At 62.1% G+C, this 16,222-nt stretch carries 21 protein-coding genes; 12 read left to right on the forward strand and 9 right to left on the reverse strand.

All coding sequences use genetic code 11. The features are described from left to right. Positions 1-42 precede the first annotated feature (42 nt). Positions 43-264 carry a GSU3473 family protein gene (locus QMN23_RS00525; protein WP_282001133.1) on the forward strand — a complete coding sequence of 74 codons (222 nt, stop codon included), beginning with the start codon at positions 43-45 and terminating at the stop codon, positions 262-264. A gap of 37 nt (positions 265-301) precedes the next feature. Next, complete coding sequence (locus tag QMN23_RS00530) at positions 302-988, forward strand: peroxiredoxin-like family protein (protein WP_282001134.1); 687 nt, start codon at positions 302-304, stop codon at positions 986-988. Between the two features lie 67 nt (positions 989-1,055). Here the strand turns inward: QMN23_RS00530 and QMN23_RS00535 are convergent, their stop codons facing one another. The 4 genes from QMN23_RS00535 to QMN23_RS00550 form a co-directional block, all read right to left on the reverse strand. Next, the gene (locus QMN23_RS00535; protein ID WP_282001135.1) at positions 1,056-1,493 is read right to left on the reverse strand and encodes a GSU0071 family protein; all 438 of its coding nucleotides are present in this window, start codon (positions 1,491-1,493) and stop codon (positions 1,056-1,058) included. 456 nt (positions 1,494-1,949) lie between these two features. Beyond that, the gene (locus tag QMN23_RS00540) at positions 1,950-2,555 is read right to left on the reverse strand and encodes an outer membrane beta-barrel protein (RefSeq protein WP_282001137.1); all 606 of its coding nucleotides are present in this window, start codon (positions 2,553-2,555) and stop codon (positions 1,950-1,952) included. Positions 2,556-2,595: 40 nt separating this feature from the next. Continuing rightward, entirely contained in the window at positions 2,596-3,249 is a 654-nt protein-coding gene (gene elbB, locus QMN23_RS00545) for an isoprenoid biosynthesis glyoxalase ElbB (RefSeq protein ID WP_282001138.1), read from the reverse strand. A 90-nt stretch (positions 3,250-3,339) separates the two neighbouring features. Then, on the reverse strand, positions 3,340-4,257 hold the full coding sequence (locus QMN23_RS00550) for an NAD(P)H-binding protein (RefSeq protein WP_282001139.1): 918 nt from the start codon (positions 4,255-4,257) through the stop codon (positions 3,340-3,342). 100 nt (positions 4,258-4,357) lie between these two features. On the opposite strand from QMN23_RS00550, the gene QMN23_RS00555 reads away from it, so the two are divergent. The 3 genes from QMN23_RS00555 (at position 4,358) to QMN23_RS00565 (ending at position 5,686) form a co-directional block, all read left to right on the forward strand. Then, entirely contained in the window at positions 4,358-4,957 is a 600-nt protein-coding gene (locus QMN23_RS00555) for a hypothetical protein (protein WP_282001140.1), read from the forward strand. 189 nt (positions 4,958-5,146) lie between these two features. Then, positions 5,147-5,344 (forward strand): hypothetical protein, encoded by a 198-nt coding sequence (locus tag QMN23_RS00560; protein WP_282001141.1) that lies wholly within the window; start codon positions 5,147-5,149, stop codon positions 5,342-5,344. Between the two features lie 9 nt (positions 5,345-5,353). Then, complete coding sequence (locus tag QMN23_RS00565) at positions 5,354-5,686, forward strand: PilZ domain-containing protein (RefSeq protein WP_282001143.1); 333 nt, start codon at positions 5,354-5,356, stop codon at positions 5,684-5,686. Positions 5,687-5,733: 47 nt separating this feature from the next. Here the strand turns inward: QMN23_RS00565 and QMN23_RS00570 are convergent, their stop codons facing one another. Beyond that, complete coding sequence (locus QMN23_RS00570; protein ID WP_282001145.1) at positions 5,734-6,324, reverse strand: helix-turn-helix domain-containing protein; 591 nt, start codon at positions 6,322-6,324, stop codon at positions 5,734-5,736. A 206-nt stretch (positions 6,325-6,530) separates the two neighbouring features. Here QMN23_RS00570 and QMN23_RS00575 point away from each other — a divergent pair, with 206 nt between their 5' ends. The 7 genes from QMN23_RS00575 to QMN23_RS00605 all read left to right on the forward strand — a co-directional run bounded on the left by QMN23_RS00575 (position 6,531) and on the right by QMN23_RS00605 (position 12,752). Next, positions 6,531-7,946: a DegQ family serine endoprotease gene (locus QMN23_RS00575; RefSeq protein ID WP_282001146.1), complete on the forward strand. Its 1,416-nt coding sequence runs from the start codon at positions 6,531-6,533 to the stop codon at positions 7,944-7,946. A gap of 55 nt (positions 7,947-8,001) precedes the next feature. Further along, entirely contained in the window at positions 8,002-8,265 is a 264-nt protein-coding gene (locus QMN23_RS00580) for a hypothetical protein (protein WP_282001147.1), read from the forward strand. Between the two features lie 70 nt (positions 8,266-8,335). Then, complete coding sequence (locus tag QMN23_RS00585) at positions 8,336-9,298, forward strand: RluA family pseudouridine synthase (RefSeq protein WP_282001148.1); 963 nt, start codon at positions 8,336-8,338, stop codon at positions 9,296-9,298. A gap of 54 nt (positions 9,299-9,352) precedes the next feature. Then, positions 9,353-10,153, forward strand: coding sequence for a peptidoglycan editing factor PgeF (gene pgeF / locus QMN23_RS00590; RefSeq protein ID WP_282001149.1), 801 nt, complete (start codon positions 9,353-9,355; stop codon positions 10,151-10,153). Between the two features lie 39 nt (positions 10,154-10,192). Next, a complete protein-coding gene (locus tag QMN23_RS00595; protein WP_282001150.1) occupies positions 10,193-11,368 on the forward strand; it encodes an aminotransferase in 1,176 nt (391 codons plus the stop codon). A 114-nt stretch (positions 11,369-11,482) separates the two neighbouring features. Continuing rightward, positions 11,483-12,061 (forward strand): peptide-methionine (S)-S-oxide reductase MsrA, encoded by a 579-nt coding sequence (gene msrA, locus QMN23_RS00600; RefSeq protein ID WP_282003961.1) that lies wholly within the window; start codon positions 11,483-11,485, stop codon positions 12,059-12,061. A 19-nt stretch (positions 12,062-12,080) separates the two neighbouring features. After that, entirely contained in the window at positions 12,081-12,752 is a 672-nt protein-coding gene (locus QMN23_RS00605) for a flavodoxin family protein (RefSeq protein WP_282001152.1), read from the forward strand. Positions 12,753-12,818: 66 nt separating this feature from the next. Here the strand turns inward: QMN23_RS00605 and QMN23_RS00610 are convergent, their stop codons facing one another. The 4 genes from QMN23_RS00610 to QMN23_RS00625 all read right to left on the reverse strand — a co-directional run bounded on the left by QMN23_RS00610 (position 12,819) and on the right by QMN23_RS00625 (position 16,200). Then, positions 12,819-13,661: an FAD/NAD(P)-binding protein gene (locus QMN23_RS00610; RefSeq protein WP_282001154.1), complete on the reverse strand. Its 843-nt coding sequence runs from the start codon at positions 13,659-13,661 to the stop codon at positions 12,819-12,821. Between the two features lie 8 nt (positions 13,662-13,669). Beyond that, positions 13,670-14,668, reverse strand: a complete 999-nt coding sequence (locus QMN23_RS00615; RefSeq protein ID WP_282001155.1) for a 4Fe-4S dicluster domain-containing protein — start codon at positions 14,666-14,668, stop codon at positions 13,670-13,672. 14 nt (positions 14,669-14,682) lie between these two features. Further along, on the reverse strand, positions 14,683-15,612 hold the full coding sequence (locus QMN23_RS00620; protein WP_282001156.1) for a 4Fe-4S dicluster domain-containing protein: 930 nt from the start codon (positions 15,610-15,612) through the stop codon (positions 14,683-14,685). An 87-nt stretch (positions 15,613-15,699) separates the two neighbouring features. Continuing rightward, positions 15,700-16,200 carry a hydrogenase iron-sulfur subunit gene (locus QMN23_RS00625; protein WP_282001157.1) on the reverse strand — a complete coding sequence of 167 codons (501 nt, stop codon included), beginning with the start codon at positions 16,198-16,200 and terminating at the stop codon, positions 15,700-15,702. Positions 16,201-16,222: the final 22 nt, after the last annotated feature.

A 16,222-nucleotide genomic window follows, 5' to 3' on the forward strand; every position in this document is an offset into this window, starting at 1 on the left:
TGTTAAAAAAGCGTCTGTTCCGGGAGCTCAGCCAAGGAGGTGATGCAGATGCTGGTTCGCGTCAGATATCACGATAATACCTATGACATGGTGAAGCCGTGGCGCCTGCAGGAGTTTATCGCCGCCGGGAAAGTGCAGTCATTTTACCGGTCCGACGGTTGGGTCGTTGTTGGCCGTGATCCGTTGCGGCGGGGGGCCGGCCGCAGCTATACCGGTCCCGAGCGGCGGAAGCGGGAAAACAATGTCTACCGGGCCGCAGTCTAGGCGACGCGTGTCCCTCGGGCAACAGCGGAGTAACCCCATGGAGGAAGAGCAGTTTACGGTCGAATTGCAGAAGGAACTGGATGCGGTGCGCGAACAATTTCTTGCCCAGGCTCCCGGTGAAGTGGCCGAAACGTTGCGTCGATCGGCAGACGAACTGCTCCGCTCGGGAATTCTCGACCACTCTCTCAAGGTTGGGGCGCAGGTAACGGATTTTTTGCTGCCCAATGCGGTGGGAAAAGAGGTGAGCCTCGGGTCGGTCACTGCCCGTGGCAGTGCAATCGTCGCTTTTTATCGCGGCGGCTGGTGACCGTATTGCAGCCTGCAGTTGCGGGCTTATCAACAAATGTTGCCCCGGTTCCGGGAACTGGGCGCCGAACTACTTGCCATCTCGCCGCAAACTCCCGATAAATCACAGGCGACCCTGCTGAAAAATTTTTTGCAATATGAAGTGTTGAGCGACGTGGGGAATCGGGTCGCCAGGAAGTTCGGCCTCGTTTACGCGCTCGGCGAAGAGCTTCGCCGGGTGTATCACCGGCTGGGGGTCGATCTTGCCGACTATAACGGGGATGGCACCTGGGAGCTTCCCCTCCCGGGGACATTCGTCGTTGACCGGACGATGACCGTCCGTCTTGCCTTCGTCGAAGTTGACTACACGAAACGGCTGGAACCAACCGCAATTCTGCAAACGTTGGAAAAAATCCGCTTGGGTGAAAATCCGGAGTGAAGGAGACGGTTGCCGCTTGGCCGGGACAGCCGGGCACTGTCCTGACCAAGCGGCGAAGGGAAGGGAATTAGGCGGCGGCCGTTGATTCTTTGTCGATAATGTCGATGATTTCGCGGTAAATGGCGATCATGACGCCGATATCACGCCACTTCTTTGCCACCATTCGCAACAGTGCCCAAGCATGAACCAACGTGCCGGAGAAGATGAAAATCCCCGCCAGCCGGCTCCCCTCGTCACCCATCATGTAACACGAAACGACCCCGACCGTAATCATGGAGGCAAACCAGGCAAGTTCCGGCCCTTTGAAGGGATTTTCCATCACTTTGAGAAAATCGATGTAGTAACGGGAGAGCCCTCTGACTTTGCGCATGAAATCGCCTAGCTCATCGCCCGCATATTTCAGATATGCATAGGAGAGAAAACGATCAGCTGCCGACTTGCGGCTGGCTTTCATCCGTTCGTTGACGTACTTGTCGATCGCCTCGTCAATTTGTCGTGTGTCCATGGTCGATTCCCCGCAGCCGCATTCCCCATCGCTTTCCGGAGCAGGCAGGTATACTGGCGAAGTGACCGGGAATGGCAAGACATCCTGCCTCTGCTTCAATTTCATACATGAAGCGTGCCATACAAAAACCACCGACATCACCATGGAAGTCGCCCTGTGCTGCATGCTTGCCGGAGCGCTTTCCTATCTGTATATAATTCTACTACAGTTGACGTAAAGTGGGGCAAGAGAAGAATTTATTCGGACCAGCGTTGCACTTTTGCCACAGTCCACTGTTGCAGAATGGGTCGCTGATGATGCATTTTGCGGCATTACCTTGTTTTGCAGCAATGCGAATCGATCATGGCATCTTTCGACGGAATGCGAATGGAATGCGTCATCAGGTGGCTGGCAGGGGGGAACCCCACGATGAGGAGCGGCGCGCTCATCGCGGGGCTTGATTCGACGGCGTGATTGCTAGTTGAAAAACACCCTGAAGCCAAACGTGCCGGCGAAGCCGCTCGGGTCGAAGTGGCCACTGCCGTCCGGGCCGTTGATGTCTACCTGTGGTGCAATCACGGCCCGCATTTCGGCGTTGAGGACCAGCTGTTTGGTCAGAAAATAGTCGATCCCGCCGCAGATGTGGGCCCCGACGGTAGTGTCGACGTCAACGTTGGTGCCGTTTGGCCGCTTGTAATCGTTGATGAGGATGTCGAGGCCGCCGCCGGCATAGGGAACTAGCACGGGCTGCGGGATGAGAAAACGGTATTGGGCGCCGAGCGCCACGTTGACGATCTCGAAATCGCCTTCGTCTGCATCGCTCACCCGGTTGGCGCCGAATTCGGTATGGGTAACCTCGATTTCGGCGGCAAGGTTGTCGGTAATGCCGTAAATGAGCCCGCCACCGCCCAGAAAGCCGGCGTCAGTTTCCAGTTTGTAATCGTTGTAGTCGCTGTCGGTCGGCAGATAAAAACCGATCCGGCCGGTAACGCCGAGCCGTCCCTTGATGCTGTCCGCCAGAGCGGTCGTTCCGGTCAGGGCCAGCAGTAAAAGTGCGCCGATAACGCCCATTGCCTTGGTCATCCTGTTGCCTCCTTGCAAATGAGTTTGAATGCCGTCTTGGTCAAGCCAGCTCAATGACGGCCTTTACCGCCTTCTCAATGCCTTCCGCCGCTTCGGAAATCCGGTTGGCCAGCATGTATGCCGGGGTAGTGACGATCTTGTTCTCCCGATCGACGACGAATTCGCGCACCGGGCAATTTACATGCTCGCTGCCGGTTCCGGTAATGGCTGCCGCAGTCCCGCTGTCGGTGCCAATGGTCACTTTCGGCCGGAAATCGCGGCCGAGGGTAGCGGCGATGAGCGCCGGCGCGATGCAGATGGCGCCGATCGGTTTTCGGGCGCCGGCGATTTCCCTGATCAGGCGTGCCACTTCGGGGTGAATCGTGGCGTCGGCGCCCTTTTCCGCAAAATTGCACAGGTTCTTTGCGGCGCCATACCCCCCGGGAAAGATGAGCGCATCGAGCTCGGCGGCCGAGACTTCCTTGATGTCACGTATCTTGCCGCGGGCTATCCGCGCCGATTCGACAAGGGTGTTGCGGGTCGCTCCCGTCTCCTGGGAGGTTAGGTGGTTGACTTCGCGAAACGCCATGTCGGGGGCCATGCAGACGGCTTCCGCGCCAAGCCGGTCGATAGCCAGCAGGGTCAGGACCGCCTCGTGGATTTCGCTGCCGTCATAGACGCCACAGCCGGAAAGAACAACGCCGATTTTTTTCATATGTTCCTCCTTATGGTTTCTTGCGCGGACGGGGGTGACAGTAAGAACGGGTCGAACAGGGATAATGCAGGATCTGGGAATGAAACGGTGCTAATTGTAAACACTCTTCCCCTCTTCTGCAAGGGCGATTTTGACCGATTCATCATACGGGGTGAGCGGAAAGGGGAACAGTTCCCTAATCCGGTTTTCCCGGCAGACTACTTCGTTCCTTAACCCTTCGATGAGTGGCATGGAGATGGAGGGCTTCACCGGGGTAACCAGCCCCACCCAGTAGGAGGAAAGCTTCGGGGTGAGCACTGGTACCGGGATGAGCAAGAGCGGCCGGTTTACGATCCGGGCGAACCGCTCCATCATCAAGCGGTAAGTGAGGATTTCCGGACCGCCGATATCGAAAGTTTGCCCGGCGGTTCGTTCGTCGGCGAGGCACCCGACCAGATAGCTGATGACGTCGTTGACGGCGATCGGCTGGCAGCGCGTCTCGACCCAGCGGGGGGTGATCATCAGTGGCAGCCGTTCGACAAGGGCCCTGATCATCTCGAAGGAAGCGCCGCCGGCACCTATGATGATGGCAGCGCGAAGAAACGTCGTCTGGAAAGAGCCGCGGCTGATAATGCGGGCAACCTCGAGGCGGCTGGCCAGATGCTCCGACAGCCGGCCGCCGGTTTCGCCGAGCCCGCCCAGGTAGATGACCCGGCGGAGGTGACTTTTCCCGGCCGCCGTCACGAAGTTCTCCGCAGCCTGCCGGTCGCGCCGCTCAAAGCCGGCCCGGCCACCGCCCATCGAGTGGACGAGATAATAGGCGGTATCGATATCGGTAAAGGCTGTCCGGATACTGCCGGGTTCGAGGAGGTCGCCGACATGCCGTTCGACCCCCGGGGGGAGCGGTGCCGCTTCGCTGCGAACCAGGCAGCGGAGCCGGTGGCCAGAGGCCAGCAGGCTTGTGACGAGCCGTTTGCCGATGAAGCCGGTAGCGCCGGTGACCAGGATAGTTGCCGTGCCGGAAGTCATCTGTTCCCCCTGTGTGACGGCATGCTGGCCGGTGAGTTGTGACCTCTCCCGAGGAAGACAAGGGCAGTTGGCTGTGGTATCGTTGGCGAAAGGGGTAACGATGAGTGTCGAGCCAGCCGATAGTGCCAGTGAAATTGCCTGCCAGCAGGTGCTTCTGGCAGACGCCTCGGTCTTTTCCGTGCAGGAGATGACGGTGCCAGCGCGCTATGCCGTGGCCGTTGATCCAGACTATTTGCTGGCGCGTTATCTGGAGTATATCAGAGTGTTCACCCTTTCGCTGATCAGGCCCCGGCTGACGGCCGAAGGGCTCGAGTTCCGTCTGCTCGGGAGCTCGCTCAGCCTGATTCGCTTCACGGCCCCGCAACGGACCGGCGGGGCGGAAAAATCCGTACTGGAGCTGGCCATCTGCGGCGGTGTGCTGGTACAGTCGGCGCAGTGCACGCGTGGTAAGCTGTCGTTTGCCGTTGAACGGACGAGCGAAGGGAGCCGCCTGCGTCTCCGGCTCGCCGATTACTGCCCGTTGTTGCTTGGCGGGTCCCGGCCGTCACGAGTGCGAAAATGGCTGTACCGCTTTACCCAGGCATATCTCCACCGGGTGGTCACCGTCCGGTTCCTGCAGCGGCTTTTCCGGGAACTGACCGGCGGCCGCCGCTGTGTCCGGGTCGTCCGGCTTCATCTTCTTGAAGGGGAGGATATCTAGGCTATCGGCCGGGCAGCGTTGTGCCGATCCTTGCCCTGTTACCGATCACCGCGCGGGACAAAACAGCCCGTTCTAGAATCGGCGACAGCCGTTCAGCATGCCGGGCTTTCCCTGCTCTCCAATGGTTGCATTCCGGTCTTCCCATGGTACAGTTTAGTAAAAAGATCAATAACCGCAAGGAGATAGGCCATGAAAGAACGTGAACGGGTAGGAGTCTGCGAGCGGACGGAACATAAGGAAGAACGGGTGAGGATCAGAAATCGGTTGACTGGGGAAATCGGCTATTCGTTCGGTTGTACGGAGGAAGGCGGCACGATCCAGGTCGAACTGGAGGACGGCCAGCTGGACAGCTGGGTGGCAACTGACTGTGAAGAACTGACGGCTTAGGATCGCGGCGTGGAAGAGCGCAAATCCAAGCGAATGGCGATGGCAGTCGGCTGTTGGCTGGTAGAGGTCGACGGTGCAACTTGCGTGTACACCTTTGACCTCTCCGAAGGGGGGGTCGCGGTAATCACGGAAGATCCTTTTCCGGTGGGGCAGGTATTGACGCTCCAGTTTTATACGCCCCAGTCGGCCAGTGCCGTCACCCTGGAGGCCGAGGTGGTTTGGAGCAGGCTGGAGCCCGAAGGGGGAATGGGGCTCAAATTCATTAATTTGGACGAGGGAAAGCGCGCGCTCGTCCAGGAATTCAGCCGCCTTCTTGAGCGGCAGAAAAAGACGATGCCTTAGCGTCCGTGGTGCTGCCCCGCCTTGTTCCCGGCGAGGCAGCCGAACATTCAGTCGCGGGTGTAAAGAACTGCCACCGCTGTTGCCCGCTGCTCGCCTACCGAGACGTAGCCGTGCGGCTCGGAGGAGTCGTAATAGATGCTGTCTCCTGCGAGAAGCTGCATGATTTCGGTGCCATAATGGAATTCCAGCTCCCCTTCGAGAAGATAGATGAATTCGTAACCGTCATGACGGTAGAAGAAACTGTCATCCCACTCGTGTAGTTCAAATTCGACGAGAAACGGCTCCATCGGTTTGTGACGCATGCCGGGGGCGAGCGACCGGTAAAGGTAGCCGTGGGGGGCATCGTTGCCGGAGCGTCGGCGGCTGGGCGTCTGTTGCGATGCCCGGGTGAGGACCAGCTTCTGTTGGTCCTCTTCTTCCTCGAAAAAGTAATGAATCCCCACACCGAGTCCTTTGGATATCTTGAGCAGGGTGGCGATCGGGGGAGTCACCTGATCGTTTTCGATCTGGGAGAGCAGCGGTTTGGAGAGCCCCGACAGTTCCGACAATTCCTGGAGGGTCAGCCGCCGTTCCTGGCGGAGTTTTCTGATTTTTTCGCCGAGCCGCAACTCTTTGATCTGGGACTTGATGTCGTTCACTATGGCCTCCTCTCTGCTGAGCCCGTTATATGCAATCCGGCTTGGTGCGTCAAGTGCTAATCGCGCGGGGCGGATGGCCGGATTGGTGGGCATCCGGCGCAGATCCTCGTCGGCGGCCGGCATGGAAAGGACGTTGACATCGGGAGGGAATTTCGCTAACCTTTCAACGACTTAAATCCATTCTGGCCGTTCCGTGAGGATTTTCGATGTCCGTGCGTCGCTTCGTCTGTCTGCTGTTGCTCGTTCTTACCGCTGCCAGCGGCTGCCAGAAAAAGGAAGAGAAGCTCTATTACGAAACCGGCAGAGCCGAGGCGCCCGTCAAAAATGTTCCCAAGGACATCCTGGCAACCCAGCAGGCCTTCGTGGAATTGGTCAAAAACGTCAATCCGGCGGTGGTCAATATCTCGACCATCAGCAAAAAGAAACTTGAGCAGCCGTTTTTCGAATTCTCTCCCCTGTTCGACGATTTTTTCGGCAACCGCCCCCGTTACCGCCGTGAGCGGAGCCTCGGCTCCGGCTTCATCATCAATCCGGAAGGGTATATTGTCACCAACGACCATGTGGTACGCGACGCCGAAAGCATCAAGGTCAAGCTCTCCAATGAGACCGTCTATGACGGCCGGGTAGTTGGCGGCGATCCCAAATCGGATATCGCCATCATCAAGATCAGCAGCAAGGAGAAACTCCCGGTGGCGGTCCTCGGCGATTCCGACAAGCTACAGGTTGGCCAGTGGGCCATTGCCATCGGCAACCCGTTCGGCCTCGACCGGACGGTGACCGTCGGGGTCGTTTCGGCCACCGGTCGCTCCAACATGGGGATCGAGGCCTATGAAGATTTTATCCAGACCGATGCCTCGATCAATCCCGGCAATTCCGGCGGGCCGCTCCTGAATGTCTACGGCGAGGTGATCGGCATCAATACGGCGATCGTTGCTGCTGGCCAGGGGATCGGTTTTGCCATCCCGATCAATATGGCCAAACAGGTGATCACCCAGCTGATTACCAAGGGGCGGGTAACCCGGGGTTGGCTGGGGGTGAGTATCCAACCGGTGACCGAGGAACTGGCCCGGCAGTTCGGGCTGAACAGGCCGCGGGGTGTCCTGGTGAGTGACGTCATGGAGGGGAGTCCGGCTGCCCGGGGCGGGATACGGCAGGGGGACATTATCCTGACTTTCGCCGGCAAGGAGATCAAGGATGCCCGCCAGCTGCAGCGGGTGGTTGCCGATACCCCGCCGGGCCAGAAAGTGGCGCTGGCCGTATTCCGCGAGGGGCGGGAGGTGACGCTGACCATTACCACCGCCAATGCGGACAGCAGTGCGGCGCGGCAGGCCCGTCCCGAGGGGGGGGAGGTCGATTCCTTCGGCCTGATGGTCGAGAACCTTCCCCGCGAGTTGCGGCAACGGGGGGTGACCGGCGTGGTCGTGACCGATGTCGACGAAGACGGGGTGGCGGCCGAGGCCGGCATCCAGCGGGGCGACGTGGTGATGGCCGTTAACCGGAAACGGGTCGCCAACCTGAACGAATATTCCCGGGCCATGAGCGATGCCGCACAGCGCGGCATGGCCCTTCTGCTGGTGCGGCGGGATGATGCCAGCATCTACTTCTCGCTCCGGCTGCGCTAGGCCGGCTGCTCCGTTCCGCAGAAGCGGGGACGGACTATTTATCCAGGGGAATTCCATGAGCCTTATCGCCAATGCAGACCAAGCAAAGCGTCTCGCCCGAGCCATCATTTCGGATATTGCCATCTACAACCGGGAAAAGGTCGAGCAGGGGATCAAGGGTGACAGCATTTTCGAGCTGCTGGCCGAGGAGATCGAAGAAGGCCGGCAGCATTTCGTCTCCCGGGTGACCCCGGACCTGGCGACGACGAGGATCTTCGACATCGCTCTGGTCGACGTGCTGATCAAGCGGGCAGGGAAAATCGAATCCGCCATCTGGTAGCGGACAACTCACGGCGGTTTGCGGAGGCAAGGCGCGATTATCGGTCGCGCCTTTGCCGTTTTGGAGAGCTATGGAGTCACATTTTACCGTGACGGTTCCGGCGGAGGGTGAACCGGAACGTCTTGACCAGTTTATCGTTCGCAGCCTCGACGGGCTTACTCGCTCGGCGGTCCAGCGCCTGATCGATGACGGCCGGGTGACGGTTAACGGCATCGTCGAGAAGGCATCATTGAAACTCAAGGGGGGGGAAGTGGTCGCGGTCGAAGTGCCGCCGCCGGCCCCGGCGGTCCCCCAGGCCGAGGAGATTCCCCTCGATATCCTGTACGAGGATGGCGACGTGGTGGTTGTCAACAAGCCGGCGGGGATGGTGGTGCATCCGGGAGCCGGCAATCCGGGCGGTACCCTGGTCAACGCCTTGCTTGGCCACTGTCGCGACCTATCGGGGATCGGCGGCGAGATTCGCCCCGGCATTGTCCACCGGATCGACAAGGATACTTCCGGCGTGTTGGTGGTGGCGAAGAACGACCGCGCCCACGACGGGCTGGCCCGCCAGTTCCACGACCATACGATCAAACGGATTTATCTGGCACTGGTGTTTGGATCGCCACGGGAGGACAAGGGCCGGGTCGAGGGGGCCATCGGCCGGCATCCGACCGATCGGCTGCGGATGTCCGGGAAAGCCCGCCATGGCAAACGGGCGGTGACCCACTGGAAAGTGCTGGCCCGCTATCCGGGGCTCAGTCTCCTCCAGCTTCGGCTGGAGACGGGCCGGACCCACCAGATCCGCGTCCATATGGCCGAGTCGGGGCATCCCCTGGTGGGGGACGAACTTTACGGTGGCGGCGGCCGGCTTGCCAACCTGCGCGATCCGGTGCTGCGCAAACTGATCCGCGAACTGGGCCGTCAGGCCCTGCATGCCAAGACCCTTGGCTTCGTGCACCCGGTGACCGCCGACTATCTGGAGTTCGACACTCCCCTCCCCGACGACCTGCAGCGCATTATCGACTATCTGGAATCGGTGGCGGGCGGCTGACTGCCGGCGTTTCCGTTCCCGACAGAGTTATCTAGCCCCTAAAGGAGTTTGCAGATGGAAATGAAACGTATCGACAAGATCCATTACCTGGAGTCCGGCCTGCTGGCCGGGGCCGGGGTTGCCGTACACGGCTTCACCACCCGCCACGAAGGGGTCTCGCGTCCCCCCTACAATTCGCTCAACCTGGGAACCAATACCCTCGACCCCTCCTACAACGTCGAGGGAAACCGGAGTCTCCTGACCCGGGCCTTTGCCACCGGCCTGGAACGGCTGGTGACGGTCAACCAGGTCCACGGCACCGATCTTCTGGTCCTCGATGCGGCCAACCCGGATTACAGCTACTTCCAGAAACTGGAGGCCGACGGGATCATCACCAACCAGCCGGGGGTAATGGTCGGGGTCTGTGTCGCCGACTGCGTGCCGGTCCTGCTGCTCGATCCGGTCCGGCGGGTAGTGGCGGCTCTCCACGCCGGCTGGAAGGGGACGGCGGCCGGCATCTGCCGGAAGGGGGTGGAGGCGCTGGTCGGCGTTTTCGGCTCCGAACCGCGGCAGATTCTGGCAGCCGTGGGCCCGGCGATCGGTGGCTGCTGTTACGAAGTGGACGCTCCGGTCGTTGAGGCCTTTCGCCGGACGGAAAACGGCTGGGGCGACTTCGCCCGCGAAACCGGCGCCGGCAAATGGCAGCTGGATCTGGCTGCCGCCAACGTCCGCCAGCTCGTCGAGTCGGGCGTTGCCGAGGCGAATATCGAAGCGAGCGGGCTCTGTGTCAGTTGTACGCCGGAGTCGTTCTTTTCCTACCGGCGCGACGGGGGCGAGACCGGCAGGCAGATGGGCTTCATCATGTTGAAGCCGTAGCCGCGGCGCCGGGCAGACACTCGCGCTGAGAGGAACCTGATGAAGCTGACCGTTTCCGAACTGATTCGTTCCGTGCATTTCCCGCCCATTTCCGAGGTCAGGGGGTGGCTCGCCGACCGTGCCCCCGATCCGGAGCGGCCGCTGATCGATCTTTGCCAAGCGGTTCCCGACTATCCGCCGGCCCGCCAGCTGACCGACTACCTGGCGACTCTCCTCGACGAGCCGACACTCGCCAGATATTCGCCCGACGAAGGGCTGGCGGAGGTGCGCGAGGCGATCTCCGCCCGCTATGCCCGGGTCTACGGCGCCGCGCCCGAACCGGACCGACTCTGTCTGACGATCGGCGCCAGTCAGGCGTTCTGGTTGGCCATGGTCACCCTCTGTCGGGCCGGCGACGAGGTGATCGTCCAGACGCCGTACTATTTCGATCATCCGATGGCCCTGGAAATGCTCGGCATCAGGGGGGTCTACGTCCCCTTCGACGAGGCTGCCGGCGGTCTCCCTTCGCCGGAGGCGATCGCCCGGCTCATCACCCCCCGGACCCGGGCCATCCTCCTCGTGACGCCGAGTAATCCCACTGGCGTCGTCACGCCGCCGGACATCATCCACCAGCTCTACCGGCTGGCGCAGCGCCACGGCATCGCCCTGGTGCTCGACGAGACCTATGCCGACTTCATCCCGGGCGGAGCGCCCCCTCACGAGCTCTTTGCCGATCCGGAGTGGGGGGATAATTTCGTCCACTTCAGCTCCTTCGGCAAGACGTATGCTCTCACCGGCTACCGTGCCGGGCTGCTGGCCGGCTCGCGGGAATTCATCCACCATGCGCTCAAGGCCCAGGATACGATGGCGGTCTGCCAGCCGCGGATCACCCAGCATGCCGTGCTCTACGGGACCCGCTACCTGGACGACTGGGTTGCCGACAACCGGCTGATGATGGCTCGGCGCCATGGCCGGTTCGTAAACGAGTTTATCGCCCCGGGCAACCCCTTCCGCCTGGTGGCGAGCGGTACCTTTTTCGCCTGGGTACGCCACCCCTTTGCCGGGATGTCCGGCCGGGAGGTGGCGCGGCGGCTTGCCGTCGAAGCAGGGCTCATCTGTCTCCCCGGCGAGGTGTTCGGGCCCGGGCTCACCGATTACCTGCGCCTGGCCTTCGGCAATATTCATGAAGAAACGATCCCGGAGGCGGTTGCCCGATTCAGGGCGTTGGGGGTTTGACAGCAAGGGGGCCGGGGGTATCCTTGAGGAAGCCGGAGCGACCGGCGGGGAGGGTGCCCGATGATCCGCGGAACTGTGCTGATGATGGCTTGGCTTGCGCTGGTGCTGACGACCATGGGAGGTGTGCGCACTGCCCGGGGAGAAGCCGGCGGCGTCGGACAGGGACTGGAAAAGGCGACGTTTGCCGGCGGCTGCTTCTGGTGCATGCAGCCGCCCTTCGATGCACTGCCGGGGGTAGTTTCCACTACCGTCGGCTATACCGGCGGCAGCAAGAAAAACCCGACCTACGAAGAGGTGTCGGCCGGCGGTACCGGCCATGCCGAATCGATCGAAGTGCTCTTCGATCCGCGGCGGGTAAGCTATCGGCAACTGCTGGCGGTCTTCTGGCACAACATCGACCCGTTGACGGCCGACGGGCAGTTCTGCGATTACGGCCACCAGTACCGGACGGCAATTTTTTACCATAACGAAAGCCAACGGCGGGAAGCGGAGGCGGCGAAGCGGGCGCTGGAAAAGGCCCGCGGCTGGAAGATCGTCACGGCGATCGAGCCGGCCGGGCCGTTTTACCCGGCTGAGGAGTACCACCAGAAGTATTATCAGAAGAATCCGTTCCGCTACCGGTTTTACCGCTTTAATTGCGGCCGGGACCGGCGGCTGAAGGAGTTGTGGGGCGCGGAAGCGCCCGCCCACTGAACGGGTGAAGGAGGATGTGGTGAGAATCGTGGCGATCTGCGGCAGCCCGCACGGGCTGCGGGGGAATACCGGCCGGCTGTTGGACGAGGTGACCGCGGGCGTGCGGGAAGAGGGGGGCGACGTTGAGCTCTTTACCCTCTCGGGAGTGACGGTGAAGCCGTGCGTCGGCTGCGATACCTGTCACATCCGCGGCGAGTGCCCGATCAACGACGACTTTACCGATCTGAGGAAGGCGCTGCTGGCCAGCGATGCCTTTATTATCGCCAGCCCCAATTACATCTTCAGCGTGACCGCCCAGTTAAAAGCGTTCATGGATCGGTGTTGCGGGCTGATCCACTGTCTGGCGCTGGAAGGGAAATACGGTGCGGTGGTGGAAACGTCGGGTGGTGGCGGCGATGACGAGGTGCTCGACTACCTGCGCCGTTTTGTCGGCAGTCTCGGGGCCTACTGCGTTGGCGGGGTCGGTTCTCCGGCGGCGGGGCCGCGGACGTTCCCCGACGAGGAGGCCCTGTTCGCCCGGGCCCGCGAGTTGGGCCGCGAACTGTGCCGCTCGGCCAAAGAAAAGCGTGAATTTCCCGAACAAGAGGGCGCACGGCTCGCCTTTGCCGCCCGGATGCGCGGCCTGGTATCGCACATGCGGGAGTTCTGGCCCTATGAGTATGAGTACTGGCAGCGGCTCGGCAAACTGTAGCCGCGAACTGACGAAAAAAGGGGGCTCATGCCCCCTTTTTTCGTGTTTCGTTTGTCCATGCCCCGGCTAGAATTCCTGTGGCATCGCCTTCACCTGGGCGGCGGTGAAAACCGGGCCGTCCTTGCAGACATAGACATTGCCCACATTGCAGCGGCCGCACTTGCCGATGCCGCACTTCATCCGGTTTTCCAGGGTCGTATAGATGGCCTCGTCGGCGAAGCCGAGCCGCTCCAGGACCGGTAGGGTGAACTTGATCATGATCGGCGGGCCGCAGACCAGGGCGATGCTGTTGGCAGCGGCCGGCGCCGCCTCTTCGAGGACGTTGGGCACGAATCCTACCTTGCCGTCCCAGGTGGAGCCGTTGCCGCCGGGGTCGACGGTCTTCACCAGCAGGACGTCGCTCCGTTGCTCCCATTCTTCCAGCTCCCGCTTGTAGACCAGATCCGCTTCGGTGCGGGCACCGTAGACGATGGTGATCTCGCCGAATTTTTCCCGCCAGTCGAGGCACTGCCAGATCAGGGTGCGGAGTGGCGGCAGGGCGATCCCCCCGGCCACGAAGACCAGGTTCTTGCCGAAAAACTCCTCGATCGGGAACGAGTTGCCATAGGGACCACGCACCCCGACGGTGTCGCCTACTTCCAGCTGACGCAACGCTTCGGTGACCCGGCCGACGGCGCGGAAGCAGCATTCGATGGAGCCGGCGCGGGTTGGCGCCGAGGCGATGCAGAAGGTCGATTCGCCGGCGCCGAAGGCGGAGTACTCGGCGAACTGGCCGGCGCGAAAACTGAACGTGTCGCGGACCGCTTCATCCTGGAAGACCAGTCGGAAGGTCCGGATGTCCGGCGTTTCGTCAATGATCGCCTCGATGGTCGCCAGTTGGGGGAGATAAATGTTCTTATGATCGCACATAGCCAATCCTACTTGTCGTTGATTTCTTCGAGTACGGCGGCAATGTCGATTCCCACCGGGCAGGCGCGGATGCAGCGGCCGCAGCCGGTGCAGAGCCGCTGGTCGAACTTGTCGACGTAATATTTGAACTTGTGCATGATCCGGTTGCGATAGCGTTGGGGCTGGACGTCGCGGGGGTTGTGCCCCGAGGCGTGGTTGGTGAACTTGCCGAAGCCGCAGGCGTCCCAGCTCTTGCGCCGCGCCCCTTTGGCCGTCCCCCCCTCGTCAACAATATCGAAGCAGTGGCAGGCGGGGCAGAGAAAGGCGCAGGCGCCGCAGCCGGCACAGCGGGCGGCGATCTCCTCCCAGAGCGGGTCTTCGAAATGGCCATCGAGCCAAGCCCTGATCTTTTCCAGGTCCAGCGCACCGAGGGCCGGCTCGGCCAACGGGAGCGGTTCGCCGGTGCCGTCGGCAAAGAGCCCGGCATGGGCCGCCAGAAGCGCCGTCCCCTTGTCGGTGATGGCATCGCAGCGGAAGCTGCCTCCCTTCAGGGGGGTGAGGAAGAGGTCGCTTCCTGTGGAGTCGGCGGGGGAGAGCCCCATGGCGGTGCAGAAGCAAGCGTCGTCGCCGCCGGTGCAGGCGAGGCCGATAATGGTGGTCTTGCGCCGGCGCTCGAGGAAGAACTCGTCCCGGTAGTCCCAGGAGAATACCGCGTCGAGGACCGGGGCAGCGGCCACGTCGCAGGGGCGGGCGCCGATCAGCACCGTTTCGGGGAGACGGACCGGGTCCACATCGCCGAGGTGCACGGCTTCCTTCCCCTGCTCGTAGGTGAGGATCGTCTCGCAGAGCGGCAGGAACGTCTCCTTGGCGGAGCGGCGGGGGAGTTCCCCCAGGGCAAGTTCCGCACCGCCGGTGAGCGGTTCGTAAAGGGTCATAGTGCCGGCGACCCGGGGGCCGACGACCCGTTTCCCGTCGCTGATGAGCGCATCGACGAGAGCGCGGAGATTTTGTTCGGTGATGGTTTTCATAACGGCTCGTGTGGTTATTTGATGAACGACTGGTCGTCGTCTTCCCGGTATGACGTCAGTGGGCCCTTCTCCTGCGGCTCGAGTCCGGCCTCGAAGCCGTAGAGCGCCTTCAATTCCTTGGCCATCTTGCGGTTCAGCAAATTGAGCGGGATGTCCATCGGGCAGACCCGCTCGCACTCGGCACACCCCGCGCAGCGGCCGGCCAGGTGCATGGCCCGGACGATATGCCAGGCCATGTTCCCCGCCGGACGCGGCGTGGTTTCCACCGCCTGGGGACGGTTCCGGTCGCAGAGGCACTGCTCGCAGTAGCAGAACGGGCAGACTTGGCGACAGGCGTAGCAGCGGATGCAGCGGGAAAAGTGCTCTTTCCAGAAGCGCCACCGCTCCGCCGGGGTCATTGCCTCCAGACGGGCCAGCTCCGCCGCTTCCCGGGGGGTAAAGGCCGGCAGGTCAGGGAGGGTGCCGACGGTCACGTCGACGCCGGTCGGGGTGTGCACCGTGCACTCCCGGCACTTCGGCGCCACGGTCTCTTCCGCGAGGGGAAGGCGCCGGTCGGCGTGGGCGCCGTACACTCCCGGGCAGGCAATTCCGATGATGTAAATATCCGCGCGGTTGAGCTGGTTTTCGCCGATCAATCCGGCCAGGGCCCGCAGGTCGCACCCCTTGACGACGATTGCCAGCCGTCCTTTCCCCCGAACCTCTTTCTTGGCCTTGGTGAGGTAGAGGGCCAGGTTGTTGACGCAGCCCGGGGCGAAGATGAGCTGCTCCGCGCCGGCCGGATCGGTGACGATCGCCGGCAAGGCGCTCCCGGCCCGGCGTCCCGCCTGCCAGCCGATCACTGCGGCGGCGGTGCCATTCTCCAGGACCGTTCGTGCCTCCTGACGGAGCGCCGCAGTGGCGGCGGCATACAGTGCCGGGTCGATTGTGTGTGCGGTAGTCGTCATAAAAACCCTTGGAATAAATACCTGAATCGCCGGCAGAGGGTCGTTGCGTCAAGTGGTTTTCCTCTGCACTTTCTGCGGTTAATGAGCTTAGATGCTGTTGTACGCCTCTTGCAGCTCCGGCGTGGCGAGCGCGCCGGACCAGTGCTCTTCGGCTTCCAGTGCCGCAAACTCGCGCAACGGCCCCAGTTCGCGGACCCGTTCGGTGAGTTCCGTGGCCACGTCGACCCATTTCCCCCCCTCGGCGGCCGAAACCCAGGAGAACTGGAGCCGGTTGAGGTCGACGCCGATGAAGTCAAGGAGCTGCCGGAAGGCGGCAAACCGTCGCCGGGCGTGAAAGTTCCCCGCCATGTAGTGGCAGTCGCCGGGATGGCAGCCGGAAACCAGCACCCCGTCCGCCCCCTTCTGGAAGGCCCGCAGGATGAAGACTGGATCGATCCGCCCGGTGCAGGGAAACTTCACCACCCGGATATTGGCCGGGTACTGGAGCCGGCTCGTCCCTGCCAGGTCCGCCCCGGCATAGGTGCACCAGGTGCAGACGAAGGCGACAATTTTCGGTTCGAAGGCGTGTTGCTGTTTTTCTGCGTGCATGCATGTCCTCGTAGGGGGTGGG

Origin of the sequence: Geotalea uraniireducens, assembly GCF_027943965.1 — a bacterium.
GTDB classification, from domain to species: domain Bacteria; phylum Desulfobacterota; class Desulfuromonadia; order Geobacterales; family Geobacteraceae; genus Geobacter; species Geobacter uraniireducens.